This is a genomic window from Streptomyces sp. NPDC044033 (genome assembly GCF_056434425.1).
The window spans coordinates 1-16,657 of the sequence record NZ_JBWKFF010000004.1; the positions used below are offsets into that span (position 1 = coordinate 1).

12 protein-coding genes and 1 rRNA gene are annotated in these 16,657 nt (G+C 71.6%); 5 read left to right on the forward strand and 8 right to left on the reverse strand.

The window, feature by feature from the left end; translation table 11 throughout:
- The first annotated feature begins 147 nt into the window (after positions 1–147).
- The 3 genes from rrf to glxA all read left to right on the forward strand — a co-directional run bounded on the left by rrf (position 148) and on the right by glxA (position 4,516).
- Positions 148–264: ribosomal RNA gene (gene rrf / locus AC07AB_RS09360) — 5S ribosomal RNA — on the forward strand.
- Positions 265–599: 335 nt separating this feature from the next.
- A complete protein-coding gene (locus tag AC07AB_RS09365) occupies positions 600–2,576 on the forward strand; it encodes a glycosyltransferase family 2 protein (protein ID WP_478562673.1) in 1,977 nt (658 codons plus the stop codon).
- Complete coding sequence (glxA, locus tag AC07AB_RS09370; protein WP_478562676.1) at positions 2,573–4,516, forward strand: radical copper oxidase GlxA; 1,944 nt, start codon at positions 2,573–2,575, stop codon at positions 4,514–4,516. The genes AC07AB_RS09365 and glxA overlap by 4 nt, the downstream gene beginning before the upstream one ends.
- 183 nt (positions 4,517–4,699) lie before the next feature.
- Here glxA and AC07AB_RS09375 read toward each other — a convergent pair whose 3' ends face one another.
- Both AC07AB_RS09375 and AC07AB_RS09380 read right to left on the reverse strand, forming a co-directional pair.
- Entirely contained in the window at positions 4,700–5,857 is a 1,158-nt protein-coding gene (locus AC07AB_RS09375) for a glycoside hydrolase family 6 protein (protein WP_478562679.1), read from the reverse strand.
- 167 nt (positions 5,858–6,024) lie between these two features.
- Positions 6,025–6,996 carry a hydroxyacid dehydrogenase gene (locus AC07AB_RS09380; protein ID WP_478563552.1) on the reverse strand — a complete coding sequence of 324 codons (972 nt, stop codon included), beginning with the start codon at positions 6,994–6,996 and terminating at the stop codon, positions 6,025–6,027.
- A gap of 201 nt (positions 6,997–7,197) precedes the next feature.
- Here AC07AB_RS09380 and AC07AB_RS09385 point away from each other — a divergent pair, with 201 nt between their 5' ends.
- Together AC07AB_RS09385 and AC07AB_RS09390 are read left to right on the forward strand one after the other, a co-directional pair.
- Positions 7,198–7,764, forward strand: coding sequence for a GNAT family N-acetyltransferase (locus tag AC07AB_RS09385; RefSeq protein WP_478562682.1), 567 nt, complete (start codon positions 7,198–7,200; stop codon positions 7,762–7,764).
- A 67-nt stretch (positions 7,765–7,831) separates the two neighbouring features.
- Entirely contained in the window at positions 7,832–8,119 is a 288-nt protein-coding gene (locus tag AC07AB_RS09390; RefSeq protein WP_478562685.1) for a hypothetical protein, read from the forward strand.
- On the opposite strand, the gene AC07AB_RS09395 is transcribed toward AC07AB_RS09390, so the two are convergent.
- The 6 genes from AC07AB_RS09395 to AC07AB_RS09420 all read right to left on the reverse strand — a co-directional run bounded on the left by AC07AB_RS09395 (position 8,061) and on the right by AC07AB_RS09420 (position 16,549).
- Entirely contained in the window at positions 8,061–9,557 is a 1,497-nt protein-coding gene (locus AC07AB_RS09395; protein WP_478562688.1) for an amidohydrolase family protein, read from the reverse strand. The two genes, AC07AB_RS09390 and AC07AB_RS09395, sit on opposite strands and share 59 nt — an antisense overlap.
- Before the next feature lie 100 nt (positions 9,558–9,657).
- Positions 9,658–11,349 carry a type VI secretion protein gene (locus tag AC07AB_RS09400; protein WP_478562691.1) on the reverse strand — a complete coding sequence of 564 codons (1,692 nt, stop codon included), beginning with the start codon at positions 11,347–11,349 and terminating at the stop codon, positions 9,658–9,660.
- A gap of 1 nt (position 11,350) precedes the next feature.
- Positions 11,351–12,763, reverse strand: coding sequence for an ATP-binding protein (locus AC07AB_RS09405; RefSeq protein ID WP_478562694.1), 1,413 nt, complete (start codon positions 12,761–12,763; stop codon positions 11,351–11,353).
- Positions 12,764–12,772: 9 nt separating this feature from the next.
- A complete protein-coding gene (locus AC07AB_RS09410; RefSeq protein WP_478562696.1) occupies positions 12,773–14,332 on the reverse strand; it encodes an SCO6880 family protein in 1,560 nt (519 codons plus the stop codon).
- A complete protein-coding gene (locus AC07AB_RS09415) occupies positions 14,329–15,651 on the reverse strand; it encodes a hypothetical protein (protein ID WP_478562699.1) in 1,323 nt (440 codons plus the stop codon). Before AC07AB_RS09415 ends, AC07AB_RS09410 begins: the two co-directional genes overlap by 4 nt.
- Positions 15,641–16,549, reverse strand: coding sequence for a DUF8175 domain-containg protein (locus AC07AB_RS09420; RefSeq protein ID WP_478562702.1), 909 nt, complete (start codon positions 16,547–16,549; stop codon positions 15,641–15,643). The genes AC07AB_RS09415 and AC07AB_RS09420 overlap by 11 nt, the downstream gene beginning before the upstream one ends.
- Positions 16,550–16,657: the final 108 nt, after the last annotated feature.

Below are 16,657 nucleotides of genomic sequence, written 5' to 3' on the forward strand. Positions count from 1 at the left end.
GGTTGATAGGCCAGATATGGAAGCGCCGTAAGGTGTGGAGTTGACTGGTACTAATAGGCCGAGGGCTTGTCCTCAGTTGCTCGCGTCCACTGTGTTGGTTCTGAAGTAATGACCTGTGTTGTTGCCGGGTGGTTATCTTCATAGTGTTTCGGTGGTCATTGCGTTAGGGAAACGCCCGGTTACATTTCGAACCCGGAAGCTAAGCCTTTCAGCGCCGATGGTACTGCAGGGGGGACCCTGTGGGAGAGTAGGACGCCGCCGAACAATTTTTAGCCGGTGTCCCGGACCTTATGGTCCGGGACACCGGCATTTTTGCGTTCACTGTGCGGTGGTGCCGATGCGCCTCCACCCTTCGGCCGCCCCTCGGCGCGACGCCGGCTCGGGTGACGCCCTCAAGGAACGTCCTTGCGTGACGTGCTCGGCCGGCGTGTGCCGACGAGGCGCGCGTATGCGGGCTCAGATGTTCGACGTGCGCCTGTGTGACCCGCGCCACGCCGAGGGTCGTCCTATGTCCTGATGGTCGGTCAGATTAGTTATCTTTCCTTCGCCATTATTCTATTTTCTGCCCATTTGGGGCAGGAGAAGGACGTGGGGATGCCGTGCCCACCACACAGAGAACTGCCCACCGAGACAAGGACCGTCAGCGCCGGCGCATTCCGGCTCCTGCCGCTGCCCGTGGGGGCAGCCAGGAGGCGGCACGGGACCAGGACCGCGGTCAGAGCTACGACTACGAGCGTTTCAGCCGGTTGGCCGGGCCGCTCACCGAACCCGACCGTACGGGTGACGCGCCGTACCGCGTCCGTTACCACAGCCTTCTCGGCCGTGGGGCGCACCGGGTGCGTACCGCGCTGCTGCTGACCGCGGCGCCCATCGTCTCCCTCGCCCTCCTGGTGTGGCTGATCTGGCCGGATCACTGGGTGCACCGGCAGTACGTCTCGGGCTGGGAGACCGCCGCCGACTGTGTGATGCTGGTCTCCATCGGGCTCCTGGAGACGTTCCGCGTCGTCAACGTGGTCTCCAACGCCCATGCCACGCTGGTCGCCCGCGACCCCATTCCGGTGACCGCCGAGCCCGGCACCCGGGTGGCGTTCCTGACCAGTTTCGTCCCCGGCAAGGAGCCGATGGACATGCTGCGCGCCACGCTGGAGGGCGCGACGCGGCTGCGGCACGACGGGACGCTGCACATCTGGCTGCTGGACGAGGGCGATGACCCCGAGGTGCGGCGCATGTGCGAGGAGCTGGGGGTCCGGCACTTCTCGCGCAAAGGGGTGGAGAAGTGGAATCAGCCCACCGGGTCCTTTCGGGCGAAGACCAAGCACGGCAACTACAACTCCTGGCTGGAGGCGCACGGCTCCGGCTATGAGTTCATGGCCTGCGTCGACACCGACCATGTGCCGCTGCCGGAGTTCCTGGAGCGGATGCTCGGCTTCTTCCGCGACCCGGATGTGGCGTTCGTCGTCGGCCCCCAGGTGTACGGGAACTACGACAGCACCGTGGCCAAGGCGTCCGAGAGCCAGCAGTTCCTCTTTCACGCGCTCATTCAGCGGGCCGGCAACGCGTATGGCTCCCCGATGTTCGTGGGGACCAACAACTGCGTGCGGGTCAGCGCGCTCCAGCAGGTCGGGGGGTTGTTCGACTCCATCACCGAGGATATGGCGACGGGGCTGGAGATCCATCGGCAGCGCAATCCGCGCTCGGGGAACCGGTGGCGTTCCGTCTACACGCCCGATGTGCTGGCCGTCGGTGAAGGGCCCTCGACCTGGACCGACTTCTTCAACCAGCAGCTGCGCTGGAGCCGCGGCACATACGAGACCCTTTTCCGGCAGTTCTGGCGGGCGGCCTTCAGGCTGTCACCGGGGCGGACGCTGAATTACGCGCTCCTCGTCGCGTACTACCCCATGACCGCGGTGAACTGGATTCTCGGCGGAGTCTCCTGCGTGCTGTTCCTGGGGTTCGGCGCCTCGGGAATCCATATCGAGTCGCAGATCTGGATGATGCTGTACAGCGACGCCGCGGCGCTACAGATCGGCCTCTATCTGTGGAATCGCCGGCACAACGTCAGCCCGCACGAGCCGGAGGGTTCTTCCGGTGCGGCCGGAATGGCGATGTCGGCGCTGTCGGCCCCGCTGTACGCGCGTTCGCTGGTCGGTGCGGTCCTGCGGCGCAAGGCGGGTTTCGTCGTCACTTCGAAGGGCGATTCGGCCAGCCCCGACCGGGTCAGGACGTTCTCCACCCATCTGCTGTGGGCGGCCCTGTTCGGTGGCTCGGTCATCGGTTCCGGGTTCCTCGGCCACACCCATATCGCGATGCGCACCTGGGCCGGCCTCGCCACGGTGATCGCGTCGGCCCCGGTGGCGCTGTGGCTGCTCACGCTCGTACGCGAACGGCGCCGGGCCCGGCGCGGAGAGCCGGCGGGTGAGTCCGTACCGAGCCGTCCGGGCGAATCGGGCGGGTCCGATCGGTCGGAGGAATCGAAGCCGGGCGGTAAATCGAAGCCGGGCGGCAACCTGGTTCCGGTTATGGCCGGGCGGGCGGGCCGAGAGGAACGAGCGGCAGACAAGGGAGGAACGCAGTGAAGTACCGTCCCAGTTCGCGCACGCGGAAGCTGGCGTTCGGCGCCGCGGCCGTCGTCGTACTCGGGGGCATGAACGCCCCGGCCGTCTACGGATTCGCCGAGAGCGCCTACCACGACTACACGATCAACAAGCCGGAGTACATGGCGCGTTACGGTCACTGGGACGTAGTGGACGTGCCGCAGAAGTACCGGATCAACGCGATCCACGCGGCGTTGCTGCACACCGGGAAAGTGCTGATGATCGCCGGTTCCGGCAACGACGAGAAGAACTTCAAGGCGGGCACGTTCCAGAGCGTGCTCTGGGACCCGGTCAAGAACACGTTCAAGGAGATCGACACTCCGAAGGACATGTTCTGCGGCGGCCACGCGCAGCTTCCCGGCGGCAATCTCCTCGTGGCGGGCGGCACCGCGCGGTACGAGAAGCTGAAGGGCGACGTCACGCGGGCCGGCGGGGCGATGGTCATCAAGAACGAGGACCCCGACGCCCCGAAGACCTATCCGAAGGGCACGGTATTCCGGGGACCGGACGGCAAGGAGTACATCTCCCAGGTCAATGTCCTCGTGCCCCGTGCCGAGAAGAAGCTCACCAAGCACGGCACGGGCAGACAGGCCACGGTGAAGGTCACCGTCACCGCCGGGCAGGCCCGCGTCTTCGTGGAGGCCGCGCGGAAGGGCGAGAAGGGCATCTCCAACGCGGCGGCGCAGTACGAGATCGTGGGGGAGAAGGGCGCTGATGCCCGTAACCACTACGGTCTGGCCACCAAGCTCGGGCTGGACAAGAAGGACTTCCAGGGGCTGAAGGAGGCATACGAGTTCGACCCGATCGCCGAGCGGTACATTCCCGTCGACTCGATGACCGAGGCCCGCTGGTACCCCACCCTGGTCACGCTCAAGAACGGGAAAGTCCTGGCCGTGTCCGGTCTCGACGACATGGGCGAGATCATCCCCGGGGACAACGAGGTCTACGACCCGAAGTCCAAGAAGTGGTCCGAGGGCCCGCACCGCTATTTCCCCACCTATCCGGCGCTCTTTCTGACCAAGGGCGGCAATCTCTTCTACTCCGGCTCGAACGCCGGGTACGGCCCTGCCGAAAAGGGCCGGCGGCCGGGCCTGTGGGACACCGACGCGAACACGTTCAAGCCGGTGCCCGGGCTGCGCGACGGCGATCAGACCGAGACGTCGACGTCCGTGCTGCTGCCGCCCGCCCAGCGCCAGAAGGTGATGATCTTCGGGGGCGGCGGGGTCGGCGAGTCCCACCGCTCCACCGGCCGTACGGCCATCGCGGACCTCACCAAGGACGAACCCGCCTTCCGCCCCGGCCCCGGCCTCGGGCGGGGCACCCGGTATCTGAACGCCGTGCTCGCGCCGGACGACTCCGTCTTCACCACGGGCGGCTCGAAGGACTACCGGGGCAAGGGCGCCAGCGACATCCACAAGGCGCAGTTCTACGACCCGGCGCGCCGGGCGTTCCGGCCCGCCGCCGACCCGGCCGTGGGGCGGGACTACCACTCCGAGGCGATGCTGCTGCCGGACGGCCGGATCGCGGTGTTCGGCTCCAACCCGCTCTTCGCGGACCGGGCGAACACCGCCGTCGCCGCCTTCGAGAAGCGCATCGAGGTCTACACCCCGCCGTACCTGTACGGGCGTACGCGGCCCAAGTTGGGCGGCGGGCCGACCGAGGTGCGGCGTGGCGGGTCGGCGGAGTTCGCCGTTCCGGCGACGGCTTCCGTGCGGAAGGCGCGGCTCATGCGCCCCAGTGCGGTCACGCACGCCACCGACGTCGAGCAGCGCTCCATCGAGCTGGCCGTCGAGCGGCACGGCGGGAAGCTGAAGGTGAAGGTGCCGCACGACCAGGCGCTGGTGCCGCGCGGCTGGTACATGCTCTTCATCACGGACGGCCGGGGGACGCCGTCGCAGGCGAGGTGGGTGCACGTGCGGTGACGCGCTCCTGAGCGGTCGGGCGGCCCACCGGTGGGTGATGTGTGCACCGGTGGGCCGCCCTTGTGCGCTGTCGTTCACCGGCGGCCGTCTGCTCGCGCTCGCTGGTCTGTGTCCGTCCGGTTGGCGGCCGGCTGTTCCTGTTCCTTGCCGGGCTGTGTCCGTGACGGTCTACTCCCTGGCGGGCTACTCCTTTTCGGGCTGATCAGCGGTCGACCGGTCGGGCCGGCCCGCTTCCGGCTCGCTCATCGCCTCGCGCGCCAGCCCGAGCGCGTAATCCGTCCACCATTGCCCCGCGGGCGGGCCGCCGCGGCACGCGCCGTCCGACTCGCCCGGGCGCTTGATCCACAGGTACGCGTCCACGGTCGGGCTGCCCGTCTTCGTGGTCGGCGGCGTGCCCAGGGCCCGGCCCGGCGGGTTGCACCACGGCTCGGCCCCGCCGCTGGAGCCGGCGCCCTCCGGCACCGGCCCCTTGCCGTTCCTGCTGGTGTCGATCACGTAGTGGGCGCCGCCGAGCGCGGCGGAGAGCCTGTCCCCGTACGCCCGGCTGACCCGAGTCGTATGGAAACTGGAGACGTTGAGGGCGAAGCCGTCGGCCGACTTCACGCCCGCGCTCTTCAGCACGTCGGCGAGGTGGCCCACGTCGCGGATCCACCCGGCGTTGCCCGCGTCCACGTACACCGCCGCGCCGGGCCGTGCCTTGAGCGTACGTACGGCGTCGGCGAGCAGCGCCTGCCGGTCGGACCGGGTTCCGGGCGCGGTGCGCAGATGGGTCGCGGACGAGGCTCCCGATTCGGTTTCGGCGTCGACGCGGGACCGTCCGTCGCAGCCGGTCGCGGCCTGGGCCACGGCGTCCGGTTCGAGGATGACGACCGCGCGCCGGCCGCCGATGCCCTTGGCGATCCGGTCGACCCACTCGCGGTACTCCTTGTCGCTCGACGCGCCGCCCGAGGAGTACTGGCCGCAGTCGCGGCCCGGGATGTCGTACGCCACGAACACCGGTACCCGCCCGACGTCCGCCGCCTCCCGCGTGGCCCGGCGCACCCGTTCCTCCGGGTCCCGCTCGGTGAGCCAGACGGCCGTGGGCCGGTCCGCGATCCGGCGCAGCAGTGCGGCGTCGCCGGACCGGCCGCTCTTCTCCACCAGGCGGGCCTGGTGGGCCGCCTGGCTGTGCGGGTCGACCCAGAACGGCGAGTACTGACCGGGGGCGGCAGCGGAGGCGGGGGCGGCGCGGGCGTCGTGGCCGGCCGCCCAGCCGATGGCGGTCAGCAGCCCCAAGGACATCAGGAGCCCCGTGGCCGTTCTTGCGGAGCGGGTGCGTCCGCTCGCGCGCTGCTCGGTCATGGAATGCCTTTCGCTCGCGCCCCGGTGACACCTCGGCCACCGGCCGACCCGACAAGGCTCACAGGTGACAGCCCGTCATGCCGCGTTTCGCTGGGCCGAATGGGCCGAATGGGCGGGGAGCCGTACCGAATGGGCCGAACGGAACGGCGCGCGGAACCGACGCCCCGTCACGCCAGGCGCGGCAGATCCGCGGCGGTGAGGCGGCCGAGGAGGGGCTCGCCGCGCAGATGGCGGGCGACCTCGTCGACGGCGTACGCGCCGAGGCGGCGGGCCTCGCTGCCCTGGGCTCCGGCGATGTGCGGGGTGACCAGCACATTGGGGAGGGCGTGCAGCGGATGGCCGGCGGGGAGCGGTTCGGGGTCGGTGACGTCGAGGAACGCGTCGAGTCGGCCGGTGGCGCATTCGCGGGTGAGCGCGTCCGTATCGATGAGGGAGCCGCGCGCGGTGTTGACGACCGTACCGCCGTCGGGGATGAGCGCGAGCCGCCGCGCGTTCAACACGCCGATTGTCTCGGGTAGTTCGGGGGCGTGCACGGTGATGATGCCGGCGCTTCGGCAGAGGTCGTCGAGGCCGGTCGGTTCCGCGCCGAGCCGCGCGGCGTCGTCCTCGCGTACGTACGGGTCGTGCAGCAGGAGCCGGTGGCCGCGGTCGGAGTCGCGGAGCCGGGCGATGACGAGGCGGCCGATGCGGGAGGCGCCGATGACGCCGATGGTGCGGGAGTCGGCGCCCCGGCGGTCGCGGAACGCGGGCCAGCCGGCGGGGTAGGCGGCCGCGGCCGGCAGGGCCTTCTTCGCGGCCAGGACGATGGCGGCGAGGGTGAAGTCGGCGACCGGCCCGGCGTTGGCGTCGGCCGCCGAGGAGACGGTGATGTCCCGGTCCCAGAGTGCGTCGCTGACCAGGGGTTTGACGGAACCGGCGGCGTGCAGGACGGCTCGTAGCCGGGGGGCGTGCGCGAGGACGTCCGCGGTGAGCGGGGGGCAGCCCCAGCCGGTGACGAGAAGTTCGGTGCGGGCCAGGACCGTACGGGCCGCCGGGGCGTCCAGCGGTCCGGTGAGCGGGTCGGGGTGCAGATCGGTGAGGCGGGCGAGGCGGGCGCGCAGCTCCGGGGGGAGTACGGCCTCGGCTTCCTCGGCGCCCATGGCCATGGCGGCGGTCGGTCGGTCCGGCACGCGCTCTGCCCCCTCGGGTGGTGGCGGGCGTTTTCCGCCGGGCGGCCGGAGGCTATGGGGCCGGTGCGGCTGTAGGCAAGGGGGCCCCGGCGCGTACGGGGGGCGTGCGGGGGGTGCGGCCCGGGGGGATTCGGCTTTACCAGGGAGGTGGGGACGGGTGACCATCTGCTGATGGAGTACACGATCAGACCCGTACGCGCCGATGAGTGGGCGCGGAGCAAGGACCTGCGGCTGGCCGCCCTCGCCGATCCCGACGCCTCCGTCGCCTTCGTCACCACCCTCGCCGAGGCGAACGCCCGGCCCGACGGCTACTGGCGGGAGCGGACACGCGACACCGCCGCGGGCGAGACGGTGATCTCCTTCATCGCCGAGAGCCCGGCGGGGGAGTGGGTTGGGACCGTGACCACCGAGGTCGAGAGGCCGGGCGCGCCGGATGCGCAGCGCGCCTTCGGCGAGGAGGCGAGCGTCCCGCAGACGCAGCTCATCGCCGTCTACGTACGCCCCGAACACCGGGGCACCGGGCTCGCGATGGAGCTGATGCGCGCGGGGATCGACTGGTCCTGGTCGCTCGCGGAACCGCGTGTCGAGCGCGTACGCCTGCACGTCCACGAGCGGAACCCCCGGGCGCGCGCCCTCTACCTCAAGCTCGGCTTCGAGCCGACCGGGAAGGTCCTCGCGGTACCGGGCCGGCCCGGCGACCGCGAACACGAACTGGCGCTGCCGCGGCCGGAGGCGTGACGGGCGGGGGCGTCGAGTCGGCGATGGCGGGTGGGTCCGGTGCGCGGGGCGGTGCGCTGAGGCGGGGGTGGCACCGGGCCGGGCCGCCGTCCACTCCAGCGGGCTGACCCGGGCGGAGCTGGCGGACGGCACGGTGGTGTGGGGCAAGTCCGGTGCCCGGTACGGGTACAACGCGGGTATCGCGGCCACCCGCGATCTGAGCCGGACCCTCGTCTACTCGGTCAACTCCACCGATGGGAAGGGCGACGGGGTGAACCCGGTCGTCGGGGAGATCACCGCGGCGGCGTTCGGGCGGGTCAGGGACGGGGCCGGGGACGGGGCCGCGGGTGGAGTGAGCAGCCGCAGCCACCGCTGACCGCCATCCCGCCGACTGGTGGCATGCCGGCGGCGGCGGCCCGTTCGACGGTGGCCAGGAGGCTGCGGCGTTCCTCGGCGTCGATGAGCCGGCCGCCCAGGACCACGGAGTCGATCTTCCGGGTGTTGCGGATGTCGTGGAGCGGGTTGGCGTCGAGTACGAGCAGGTCGGCGGTCCTGCCCTCCTCGACGGTGCCGGTGCGGTCGCCGATGCCGAGGAACCGGGCCGGGGTGCGGGTCGCGGACTGGAGGGCCTGCATGGGGGTCAGTCCGGCCTCGACCAGGAGGTCCAGCTCGCCGTGGAGGGCGAAGCCCGGCACCGCGTAGCCCGTGCCGGTGTCCGTGCCGGCGAGGATCGGTACGCCGCAGCGGTGCAGTTCGCCGACGAGGCGCAGCCGGTGGGCGTAGGCCGCCCGGACCAACTCGGCCTGCTCGGCCGTGCGTCCGCCGATCAGGGACTCCAGTGTGTCGGGCCAGCTCGCGGTCATCCAGCGCGGCAGGTACGTCCACTCGGGCGCGTGGGAGGGCAGTTCGCCCGGCCGCTCCAGCATGTGATGGACCGTCAGCGTCGGGGTGATGTGGGTGTCGTCGGCGGCCAGGCGGTGGAAGAGGGACCTGGCGCGCTCACGGTCGTAGGCCCGTACCGCCTGCCCCTCCAGGTCGTGGATCTGCTGGAACCAGCGGTGGTAGCGGTCCAGACTGCTCGGCACCGGTTCCAGGCGGACCTTGGCGAGGCCGCGGCGGATCTCCGTCTCCTGCTCCCGCGAGGCCGTCGACAGCAGGAGCGCGTGCAGATGCTCGATGCTGCGCTGGCCCGCGCCGCCGGCCTCGGCGACCGGCACGGCGTCGGGGCAGTGACCCGCGAACGGGATGCCCTGGCGGCGCGCCTCGTCCGCGACCGCCAGGTACGCCTCGCGCGAGAGCCGGGAGTAGACCTTCACGAAGTCCGCGCCGTCCGCCTTGACCTGGCGCACCGCCCGGCGGGCGGCGTGTTCGTCGCGGACCAGGATGACGGGGCCCGCGTCGTCGGCCCACAGCGACGGCACCCCGTCGACCATCGAGCTGCCGATGACCCAGTTGGGGCCGAGGAGCTCCCCCCGGCCGATCTTCCGTCGCCACTCGTGGTGCAGCGGCTCGCCCCACATCTCGCGGACCGTCGTGACGCCGGCGAGCGGGTAGAGCGGCGGGGCGATGTCCTCCAGCGCCGGGCTGTGGACGTGCGCGTCGACCAGTCCGGGTATCAGGTACTTGCCGGTGAGGTCCGCGGTCCGTACGCCCTCGCGCACCGGGACCTCGGCGGACCTGCCGATCGTGGTGATCCGGCCGCTCTCGACGAGCACCGTCATGTCGTGGGCGGGCCCGGTGCCGGTGCTGTCGATCACGGTGGCGTGCGTCAGCGCGAGAACATCCCGCGCGCCGTTGGACACTTCAGTGGACATGGGTTCCGCCTTCGCCGTTCGCCGGGTGATGCTCCGACTCTCGCGGAGTGCGGCGCGCGAGGCAGTGGGGGCAGCAGGCGGATCGGGGGTGCTGCCAGGGCTACCCCGTGAGGGCGCGGTGGGGCCACCGGGCGCGGGCCTGTTCCTCGGAGCGCATCAGGGCGAGCGTCGGGAGCCCCTTCGCCGCGCCGTCGGCGAGCAGCTCCGGCAGGGCGGGCAGCGGGGCGACGGCGGCGACATCGTCCAGCACGCACGTCAGTGGTGGGTCGAGCCGACCGGCGGGTGACCGTTCGGCCACGCTCCGGCCGTGCTCGACCACGCTGGCGGTGAGTGCGGTGAGCAGCGGCATCGCACCCGGGTGGGTGCGAGGGTCCTCAATCGCCTCACCCACAACGTAGAGCGTGCCCGTTTCCGCGATGAATGACTCCAGCGCGAGCGAATCGGCGCGATGGGCGTTGCACGCGTCGCGGATATGGATCGAGGAGAGCGCCGCCAGGGCGCGGGCCACCAGCTCCTGCGCCCGGTCGCGGCGTTCCGGGTGCCCGGTGAGGGTGGCCTCCAGCTCGCCGGCCGCGCCGGTCGCGGCCTTGGCGTCGGTGCGCAGGATGCGTACGGGCTCGTGTGCGCCGTTCCCCTGCGCCCAGCGGTGTACGAGGCGGAAGGGCCGGCCGCCCACGGCGGCGGCGTGCAGCCAGCAGCGCAGCAGGATTTCGGCGGCCTCCGCCGTCGCGGAGTCGAGCGAGCCGGACGGCCGTACGGGCGCCAGCAGCGCGGCGGCGCGGGCGGCGGCCGTCTCGCGGGACTCGCAGCCTGCGGCGGGGTTCCAGCGCAGCCGGTCCGGGGTGTCGAGGAGATGGCTCGGGTCGAAGGCGTGCGTCGGTCCGAGCTTGGCGCGCGAGTCCTTGGTGTCGGCCCACAGGGCGGGGTCGCTGGTGACGACGAGGACGGGGCCGGCGGCTTCCAACACGGCGAGCAGGGCGGCGTCGCCGTGCGAGGTCGCGTAGCGGAGGCCGCGCGGCGGCGTCGCGTCGCGCGGGCCGGGCGCGACCGCCGCCCAGGGCGGGCCGCCGCCGGCCGCGACGGTCGCGCCGGCCTGCGCCGGGAACCCGCCGGCCTGCGCAGGGAATCCGACGGACGGCGTCGGGGTGTGGGCGGCGGGGTGCTCTGCCGGGGTGGTGGGCCCGGCGTTCGGGGCGCCTTGGGGGGCGGCCGTACCCGCCGCGCTCGGGGCGCTTCCCGTGGCCGGGACCGCTTCCGCCGACTCGGGTACGGGCGGCGTACCGGGCGGCGCGGCGGCCGCGCTGTACGGACCGGCGGCGCCGGGCGCCCCGGCCGGCTCGTACGCGGCCGCGGCACCGGGCGTACCACTGGCGACCGCCGCCCCGGCCCCCGCCCGGCGCTCCCTCCGTACCGCCTTCCACCGCGCGTACGTGCCCATCGCGAAGATGGTCACCACGGCCAGCAGCATCAGTTCGCTGATGAGGACGCCCCAGAACAGCCCGTACCCGGAGAGGGAGTCGTGCGGGGCGTCCGGCCAGGCGGTGGCGAGGTCATGAGGGGCCGACAGCAGGCGGCGTATGGCCTGCGGGGTGCGGGTGAAGGTGACGCCGTCGGGCCAGGAGCCGTGGGCGAAGAGGGCCGCGAGGCCGGTGCCCGTCCAGACCAGCACCGTCAGCCCCAGCAGGAACGCCAGCAGACCGACCAGCAGACCGTCCGGAATGCCCCGCTGGCCGTCGCGTCTCGGTCGCGGTTCTGAGGGTCCTGAGGGTCCCGAGGGTCCCGAGAGCGTCATCTCACGCCACCGTCGACTCTGACGAGCCGAACGCCTCGTCCGCCAGCCGCTCTTCCATCGCCGCCGCGGCCCGCTCCTCCGCCACGGTCTCCGCTGCCAGCTCCAGGGCCAGGCCGTCCTCCGTCATGGCCCGGTCGGTGTAGACGAGCGGCCGTTCCGCCTCTGTGATCAGGTGTTTGACGACCTGTACGTTGCCGTTGACGTCCCACACCGCGATGCCGGGCGTGAGCGTCGGGATGATCTCGACCGCCCATCGGGGCAGCCCCAGCACCAGGCCCGTGGCCCGTGCCTCGTCGGCCTTCTGGGCGTAGACGGTGCGGGTGGAGGCCATCTTCAGGATCGCGGCGGCCTCGCGTGCCGCCGAGCCGTCCACCACGTCGGAGAGGTGATGGACGACGGCGACGAAGGAGAGGCCGAGCCGGCGGCCGAACTTCAGCAGCCGCTGGAAGAGCTGGGCGACGAACGGCGAGTTGATGATGTGCCACGCCTCCTCGACCAGGAAGATCCGCTTCTTCCGGTCGGGGCGGATCCAGGTGTGCTCCAGCCAGACGCCCACGATGGCCATCAGGATCGGCATGGCGATGGAGTTGCGGTCGATGTGCGAGAGGTCGAAGACGATCAGCGGGGCGTCCAGGTCGATGCCGGCCGACGTCGGCCCGTCGAACATGCCGCGGAGGTCGCCGTCGACCAGCCGGTCCAGTACCAGCGCGACGTCCAGGCCCCAGCCCCGTACGTCGTCTATGTCGACGTTCATCGCCTCCGCGGACTCCGCCTCGGGGTGGCGCAGCCGCTCCACGATGTCGACCAGCACCGGCTGCCGGTCCGTGACCGTCTGGTGCACATGGGAGTGCGCGACCTTGAGGGCGAAGCCGGCGCGCTCGTCGAGCCCGTGGCCCATCGCGACCTCGATGATCGTACGGAGCAGGGCCAGCTGGCCCGTCGTGGTGATCGAGGGGTCGAGGGGGTTGAGGCGGATGCCGCCGTTCAGGGCCGCCATCGGGTCGAGCCGGACGGGGGTGATCCCCAGCTCCTGGGCGATGAGGTTCCACTCGCCCACGCCGTCCTCGCCCTGCGCGTCGAGCACGACCACCTGGCGGTCGCGGAACCGCAGCTGGCGCAGGACGTAGGTCTTCTCCAGCGCCGACTTGCCGTTGCCGGACTCGCCGAGCACCAGCCAGTGCGGCGCGGGCAGCTGCTGCCCGTACAGCTGGAAGGGGTCGTAGATGTACCCCTTGCCGCTGTACACCTCGCGCCCGATGATCACGCCCGAGTCGCCCAGGCCGGGTGCGGCGGTGGGCAGGTAGACGGCCTGGGCCTGGCCGGTGGAGGTCCGGACGGGCAGCCGGGTCGTCTCCACCTTTCCGAAGAGGAAGCTGGCGAACGCCTCGGTCACTGCGGCGAGCGGATCGAGCACGGCTTGCCCCTATCGTCGGATGCCGGTCGCGAACGGCAGCGTGTTGACGAAGGCCCGGTGGTGCTCGCGGTCGCACCACTCCAGCTTGAGATAGCTCTTGCCCGCCGACGCCCTGATCGTCCGCTTGTCGCGGGCGAGCGCCTCGGGGGACCGAGAGGAGACGGTGAGATAGCCGACCAGGTTGACCCCGGCCGCGCCGCTCGCCAGGTCCTCGCCGCGCTGGTCGACGCGGATGTGGTGGGCGCTGTCGCGCGGGTCCACGACGCGGTTCATCTTCGCCTGCCGGGACGCCTCGGCGTCGTCGTTCGTCTTCTCGGTGAGCATCCGCTCGATGGCGACATCGGTGGGCTCCAGGTCCATGCAGACCGCGACGGTGCGGATCACATCCGGCGTGTGCACCAGCAGCGGGGCGAGGAAGTTGACGCCTACGGGCGTCATCGGCCACTCCTTGACCCAGGCCGTGGAGTGGCACCAGGGCGCGCGGGTGGCGGACTCGCGGGTCTTCGCCTGGAGGAAGGTCGGCTCCATGGCGTCCAGTTCGGCGGGCCAGGCGTTCCGCTTGGTCATCGCCTGGATGTGGTCGATGGGGTGGTCCGGGTCGTACATGGAGTGCACGAGCGAGGCCAGCCGGCCCTGGCCGAGCGGCTGGCGCACCCGGATGTCGGCCTCGGCGAGGCGCGCGCAGATGTCGGTCAGCTCGCGCGCCATGACCACGGCCAGCCCGGCGTCCCGGTCCAGCCGCCGCTTGCCGCTCTCGTGGCGGGAGGCGCGTGCCATGGCGTTGGCCTCGGCGGCGAGTTCGCGGGTGAAGTGCATGCAGGCGACGAGGTAGGCGCGGTGCTGCTCGGAGGAGGTGGAGACCATGGACTGGAGCTGGTCGTAGGAGTCCTGGAGCCACCGGGGGGACTTGTCGGAGCCGCGCCGTTCGACGTCCTTGGCGTGGGCGTCGGGGTCGGCGGGGAGGGTACGGGCCAGCATCTGGATGCGGGTGACGAAGCCGTCCCCGTTGGCGACGTGTTTGAGCAGCGTCCCGAACCGGTCGACGAGCGCCTCCTGGTCCTCGCTGTCGCGCAGTCCGACGCCGGGGCCCTCGATCTCGATGGCGGCGGTCACGGTGCGCCGGTCGGCGTGGAGCAGTACGGCGATCTCGTCGGGGCCGAAGGGCGCGGCCAGCCAGTTGATCCGGCCGATGCCGGGCGGCGGGCCGACCTCGACCTCCCGGCCGTCGAGGGAGGTGCCGGCCTCGGAGACGGTGGACCGGTAGGCGGTGCCGCGGCGCAGGGTGCGCTTGAAGGAACGGTTGATCTCGAACCACTTGTAGAAGGTGCGGTTTTTGTACGGGACGTACACGGCGGCGAGCGCCAGCATCGGGAACCCGACGAGGGCCGCGATGCGCAGCGGGAGGATCTGCACCGCCAGGCCGCACATCATGCCGAGGAACGCGCCCGCGATGATCAGTGCGATCTCGCCGGTCTCGCGGTTCTTGCCGACAACGGCGTTGGGACGGGCGCGGCCGATCAGATACGTACGGCGGGGTGCGATCGGCTGGGCCTGTGACTGAGTCGTCAACGCCCGTCACCTCCTGAGGTCTTGCCGGTGCCGCTGTCCTGCGTGCGGGGCGCGGGGGCGGCGGCCTTGCTCGCCGCGCCGCCGCTGGGGGCGCGGGTGCTGTGGGCGGCGACGCCGCCGGACACGGGGTTGGCGGGCTTGGCCTGCTGACCGCCGCCTCCGCCACCGCCGCCGTCCGAGCCGCGGGCGCTGTGGGTGTTGATGCCCTGTTTGACGAGGGCGGCCGGGGAGGAGATCACGGCGGCGGCCTGCCGGGACGCCGGGTCCCTGCTGGCGCTGCGGCTGTTGATGATCTCGTCGCCGAAGCCGGGGACGAAGCGGTAGATCATCGCGCTCGCGAAGATGGCGAGGATGATGATGGCGAGGCCGGAGACGACGGCCGAGAAGGCGTTCGGGCCGTTGCCGGTGGACAGGGCCCCGGCGAGGCCGAGCACGACCACGATGATCGGTTTCACGAGGATCACCGCGATCATGATGCCCGCCCAGCGGCGGACGTGGCCCCACATGTTCTTGTCGACCAGACCCGCGTAGACGGCGGTGCCGAGCAGCGCGCCCACGTACAGGAGCGCGGCCCGGATGACCAGCTCCAGCCAGAGCACGCCCGCGGCCAGCACGGAGACGAGGGAGACGACGATGAGCATGATGGGGCCGCCGCCGATGTCCTGGCCCTTCTTGAGGGCGCTCGCGAAGCTCCCGAAGAAGGCGTCGTTGTCGGCCCCGGTGCCGCGGGCTATGGCATCGGTGACGGCGTCGGTGGCGGAGACCACGGTGTAGAGGATCAGCGGGGTGAACGCGGAGGCCAGGACCGTCAGCCACAGGAAGCCGATGGCCTCGGTCAGCGCCTCGGTGAACGGGACTCCGCGGACGGCGCGCTTGGCGACGGCCAGCAGCCACAGGACGAGGGTCAGGACGGTCGAGGCGGCGAAGACGACGGCGTACTGGCGCAGGAAGTTGCTGTTGGTGAAGTCGATGTTGGCGGTGGACTTCACGGCGTCGGAGAGCTTCCCGACGATCCAGGCGGCGGCGTCGCCGCACCCCTTGGCGAGGGACGACAGGGGGTCGAGAGGGTTCGAGGGGGTGCTGGGGCCGGAGGGCGCGCCGCCCTGCCGCTTCTCGCAGTCCTCCTTGAGCGACCCGATGAGGAACTGGCAGTTCTCCTTGGTCGCGCCGGGGGAGGGGCTGTTGGTCGCGCCGGGGGTCGCGGGCGGTGTGGGGGCGGCGAAGGCTCTGGCCGACAGCAGGACCGCGGTCGTCTGGACCGCGGTGAGCGCGCCGGCGATCGTCAGGGCGCGGGCGGGTCGGCGGCGTTTACCGGGCATAGGTGAACCCTCCGAAACCTTGCACAGCGTCGGACATGTCCTTGGCCGAGGAGGCGGCCTGGTCGCGGCCGACGGGTGTCGGGCCGTCCTTCTGTGTGAAGGCCGTGACCTTCCAGTCGCCGTCGACCCACTTCAACTGGAAGGTGCTGGTGTACCAGCCCTCGGAGACGGGGTTCTTCGAGTGTTCACCGGCCAGCCCGAACAGCGTGGAGTACCAGACCGCGACGCTCGCGCTGCCGTCCTGGTAGGAGGCCGCCTTGGTGCCGGCCGGGTTGGTGCGGGAGACGAAGGTCATGCCGGACGGGGCGGTGCCGTCGGCCTTGAGGCCGATCTTGACGGAGCGTTCGCCGGAATACGCCTGGTCGTAGTCGCTCTGCCGGGCGGTGACCACGTCGGGTGCGTAGACCGCGGCGACGATGCGGTGCCGGGTGTCGGTCCGGAACATGGCGTCGGAGCTGAGCGCCACCGCGTAGTTCGCGGCGGCGCTCTGCGCGCCCTGCTCGGTGTGGGCGAAGCCCTTGGCGATGCCGTCGTTCCTGCCGTCCACGGGCTTGACGCCGGTGGGGGCCGTGGCCTGGGCGCGGGCGCTCTTGCCGCCGCCCTTGGCGCTGTCGTTCCCGTCGTGTCCACCGCTGCCGCCGCTGCGGTTGGCGAAGGCGATGGCCGCGACGAGGAGCACCACGACGCCGACGACGGTCATCAGATTGCGGCTGGTGACGCCCGTACGGCCGGGTCGGCCGCCGCGCCGGGTGCCGTCGTAGGAGTCGCCCTCGCCCTCGGGCAGGCGCGTACGGGTCGGGCGGCCCTGATCGTCGGGGTTGCCCCTGCCTCTGCCCGTCCTGCCGCCTCTGCCGTGGTCACCGCCGCTGCCGTAGCCATCGTCGCCGTCGAGACTCATAGCGCGTAAGCCCCCTCAAACGTCGTCGGTGACAGCCTGCCCGTGTATGACGGTAGCGGCGCGGACGGGGTTGCGGGCGCGGAGGGGTGAGTGGGCATCAGCAGGCAG